Source organism: Bradyrhizobium sp. UFLA01-814, from assembly GCF_046718885.1.
Classification (GTDB): domain Bacteria; phylum Pseudomonadota; class Alphaproteobacteria; order Rhizobiales; family Xanthobacteraceae; genus Bradyrhizobium; species Bradyrhizobium elkanii.
This window is the reverse complement of the sequence record NZ_JAQOSR010000322.1, coordinates 1-4,156: the sequence shown is the minus strand read 5'-3', so window position 1 is coordinate 4,156 and position 4,156 is coordinate 1. Positions and strand designations below refer to the sequence as shown.

The 4,156-nt window shown below is 58.4% G+C and carries 2 protein-coding genes and 1 pseudogene; all 3 read right to left on the bottom strand.

Annotated elements, in window-relative coordinates; genetic code table 11:
• Positions 1–224: 224 nt before the first annotated feature.
• Positions 225–1,109, bottom strand: a complete 885-nt coding sequence (locus tag PMN64_RS42305; RefSeq protein WP_411785044.1) for a crotonase/enoyl-CoA hydratase family protein — start codon at positions 1,107–1,109, stop codon at positions 225–227.
• Between the two features lie 1,325 nt (positions 1,110–2,434).
• The gene (locus tag PMN64_RS42300) at positions 2,435–2,677 is read right to left on the bottom strand and encodes a hypothetical protein (protein WP_411785043.1); all 243 of its coding nucleotides are present in this window, start codon (positions 2,675–2,677) and stop codon (positions 2,435–2,437) included.
• 2 nt (positions 2,678–2,679) lie between these two features.
• Positions 2,680–4,078, bottom strand: a pseudogene (tnpC, locus tag PMN64_RS42295) (IS66 family transposase); the annotation flags it as partial.
• Between the last annotated feature and the right edge of the window lie 78 nt (positions 4,079–4,156).

Here is a 4,156-nt window from a genome sequence, read left to right as displayed (position 1 = left end):
ACCGCAGCGTCGCAGCCCTCAGGGCTGACATCTCCTCGTTCATCGATCGGCACAACGCTGATCCCAAACCCTTCCGAACCGAGGAGATCCGTTGTCATCGCCACACCTCACTTAACCGATCTTCACGCCGCTACCTTCGTGGAAACAATTATGACAATTATCCTAGGCTCTCGTTCGCCTCCGCGAGGCTGGCCACCTCGCAAGCGCGGCGTAACGTCCGATAGTTATTTGTACTCACGTTCCGTCCACCATGGAAAAAAATCTGGCATATCGACGGACACCTTATCCTTGAACACCGCGGGCCGCTTCTCGAGGAAGGCCATCACGCCTTCTTTGGAGTCGGCGGAACGGCCGCGCGTATATAATCCGCGACTATCGATCTTGTGGGCTTCCATGGGATGATCGGCACCCAACATACGCCACATCATCTGTCGGATCAGCGCGATCGACACCGGAGCGGTCTTCTCGGCGATCTCGCGCGCCAGCGCGTGAGCGGTCGGCAGCAATTGATCAGGTGGGACTACCATGCTGATTAACCGTCCCGCAAGCGCCTCCGGCGCCGGGAAGACGCGGCCAGTGTAGCACCACTCAAGCGCATGCGCGATTCCGACGATGCGCGGCAGGAACCAGCTCGAGGCTTCCTCCGGCACGATACCACGCTGCGAAAATACAAAGCCGAAGCGCGCGGCTTCAGACGCAATACGGATGTCCATCGCGAGCTGCATGGTCACTCCCATGCCGACGGCCGGCCCATTCACCGCGGCGATCACAGGCTTAAGGCATTTAAATATCCGCAACGTGAGGTGGCCACCACTCTCGCTGACTTTCGGATCACCGTAGTCCACCGTGCCATCAGGCAGCCGTTTCACCGGTCCGCGCTTAGCATCAGTGTCAAATGAGTCGGCGTTAAGATCGGCTCCAGCGCAAAACGCGCGGCCTGCACCGGTTACGATGATGGCGCGAACGTCGTCATCTTTATCGGCTTGGTCGAAGGCTTCAATCAACTCGCGCTCCATAGCGACAGTACAAGCGTTGAGCTTCTCCGGCCGGTTCAACGTGATGGTGAGGATCTGCTCCGCGATCTCATATTTGATGGTTTCATAGGCCATGGTGTTTCCTAGTCTGTCTGTTCCAGTGTGTTCGGCTAGAGATTCCCGGAATACCGGCCTGAGTTCAGGCGTGCAGATAAGAACTTTACGGGCTGATCAACGGCTCGGCATCATTCGACAATCAATCCTTTCCTAAATGCCTTGCATGTCGCAGTTTCTGCAATTTCGGCCGCTTGGTCTGGACCCATGCGATCGCTGCTGTTCAAATACGACGACACGGTTGTGTCTCCGAAATGTGCCTGTTTGTACTCGTTACCGCCGTGCGGCGCGCTTATATCCGCAACATTGATGCGATCGCCAGTTCACCCAAATCTCGTCAAGTTTGAAAAGGGCATCAACATTCCTTGCGATGGCCTGATTTCATTGCAAACTTCCTTGTTACCTACACTTAGGCCGCCTGCTCTTGCATAGCTTTACTACGGTATCCGATAGTAGATATTCAGAATGCTGCTTTGGTCATGCGATTAAAACGTGTCTCTGCAAGCACGCCGCCCAATGAACGATCCGGCTTCTCCCAGCGGGTTTAGCAGTGGACAAGCGTACGAGTCTCAGGCCACAGACACCTGTCTTCCAGAACTATTGCAGTCATTTACCCGAAAACCGAGAACAACGAACCTACTAAGACTAGTAGACTCCGTAAGTCAGAGCTATCCAGCTCCTGCCAATAAGGCAAGGGTCGCCGATCTCGGAGGTTAGGTACGAAGGCGGCTAGTGGCGAAGCTGATATAAGTGGCGTGTCACTCGGAACGCGGTTCGAAGCCCTGTCGCTTGTTAGCATTTGCCTGACGTCCTATTTCCCGCAAGCCAATGGAGTGCCTCCAAGAAGAGCGGCGACCGTTCGGTACAAAAAGCCCTAGACGAGACCGCCCGCCGATATCAGCTCGATAAGTCGGTCAAGGCCATACAAAATCGAACATCAGGACGATGTGGATCACCCATCTGGGCCACGATGAAAGAGCCATAGTGGCGTGGCCAAGCGCTCTGCACAGGAAGTAAATGAATCCACGATATATGCTAGTGGGCTTCACGACGAGATCAGGCAGCACACGTTGAGATCTTCTCAATGCGGATATCTGCTTGCAGCGACCTGAGCGATAGGCGGAAGTGGCAGGATTTCTTGAGCTATCAGCCGGCGATCTTGGGATGTTTGCCTCCCGTTTTTCGAGCCGGGCAGCGGGATCGCTCCTGTGACAGTTCGCGCCCGTCGCACATCCAACTGAGCTCGAGCAGGCAGTCGTCATTCATCTTGGGCGGCACATGGTCGGCTTCTGTTGCGCATAAAGCGCTCATAGGGTATCCATCCGAGCTAGGCGGCGGACAGGGGCTCACCGATTCCGGCGCTTAAGGAGGTCGGGGTCTTCCTTGTGCATCCTGATGAGCTCGGTCAGGTTCTCGATACCGAAGTCGGTGAACGCCATGACCTGGTCGTCACCTATGCCGTAAACCCAGATGACGCCATCCTCTGTGTCCATTCCGTTGGCCACGTCCCAGAGCCACTCCTCGTCTTCTCCGAGGTCCTTGGCGACGCGACTGATGGTGAAGACGGCATAAACCTTGTTGACGTGCATGGTTACGCCGCCTGGGTGGAGGATGTCGGCGCAGGGGGCGTCCAGTTCCAGGGCAACAACTCGTGCAGGCGGTTCTGCGGCATATCGGCGATGCGCGCGAAGACGTCGGCAAGCCAGGCTTTCGGGTTGATGTCGTTGAGACGCGCAGTCATGATGAGCGTGGCCATCACGGCAGCTCGCTCCGCGACGCGATCAGAACCGGCGAACAACCATGCCTTTCTTCCCAGGGCAAAACCGCGCAACGCCCGCTCTGCTGCATTGTTCGTCATGCAGATCCTTCCGTCGTGGACAAGGCGAGCAAAGCCCTCCCAACGGTTGAGCAGATAGTTGATCGGTTTGATCACGTTGGACGAACGCGAGAGCCGGGCAGATTCCGCCCGGAGCCAAGCCTCAAGGTCGGTCAGCAGTGGCGCGATTCTTTCCCGGCGGATGTGCAGCCGCTCCTCAGCGCTCAGCCCATAGATGTCGCGCTCGATCTCGAACAGCTGGTCAATCCGACGAACCGCTTCCAGCGCAACGGGCGAGATCGCTGTCGCCGACCGTCCGCGGCGCGCGTTCTGGGCGATATCGGCCAGTTCGAAGAATGCTCTGCGCCCGTGCGCCCAGCAGAAGGCGGCCGTGGCCGGCGACCGCCTTGCGTCCGGGATCGAAGAGAGCGTTAAACCCGCTATAGGCATCGGCCTGCAGGATCCCAGCGAAGTTCTGAAGATGCCGCGCGGGATTCTCGCCGCGCCGATCGCGTGAGGCGTAGAACAGCGCCGCCGGTGGATCTCGCCCGCCGAATGGCCGATCGTCGCGAACATAGGTCCAAATCCGGCCGGTGTCCGTCTTCCCCTTCGCCAGGATCGGGATCTTCGTGTCGTCGCCATGAAGCCTATTGGCGGAGAGCACATAGGCTTCGATCAGTTCAAAGATCGGCCTGACCGCAAAGGCGCCGGCGCCCACCTGGTCCGCCAGTGTCGAGACCGACAGGTTGATCCCCTCGCATTTGAAGCGCTGGACCTGTCTGTTTAACGGCTGATGCTGACCAAATTTGTCGAACAGGATCGTCGCCAGAAGCTGGGGTCCGATATAGCCCCGCGACGTGGCATGGAACGGCGCCGGCGGCTGCGTGATCGTCTCGCAGTCCCGACAACTAAACTTCTCCCGCACCGTGTCGATCACCTTGAACCGGCGTGGGATCTCCTCCAGCGTCGAGGTCACGCTTTCGCCGAGCTTTGACAGCCGGACCGATCCGCAACAGGGACATTGCGTCGGCGCCGGCAGGACCACGCGCTCTCGCTCGATGTCGTCAGGAAAGGGCTGGCGCACCGGCCGCTTGCGCTCAAACGAACGCACCGTCTGCGCCCTTCTGGCTGTCTTCCCGGCGGCGAGTTCATCCTCGGTCGCGGCCGCCTCGAGTGTAAGCGTAGCTCTGCGGCCCTTTTGAATGGCGCTTGACGCCTATTTTGTTCGCGTGGCGCGTCGCCGCGATATCCA

Bases quoted from the DNA above. Each gene is read 5' to 3' on its own strand.
- PMN64_RS42305 (WP_411785044.1), bottom strand. From the start codon at position 1,109: ATGGCCTATGAAACCATCAAATATGAGATCGCGGAGCAGATCCTCACC.
- PMN64_RS42300 (WP_411785043.1), bottom strand. From the start codon at position 2,677: ATGCACGTCAACAAGGTTTATGCCGTCTTCACCATCAGTCGCGTCGCC.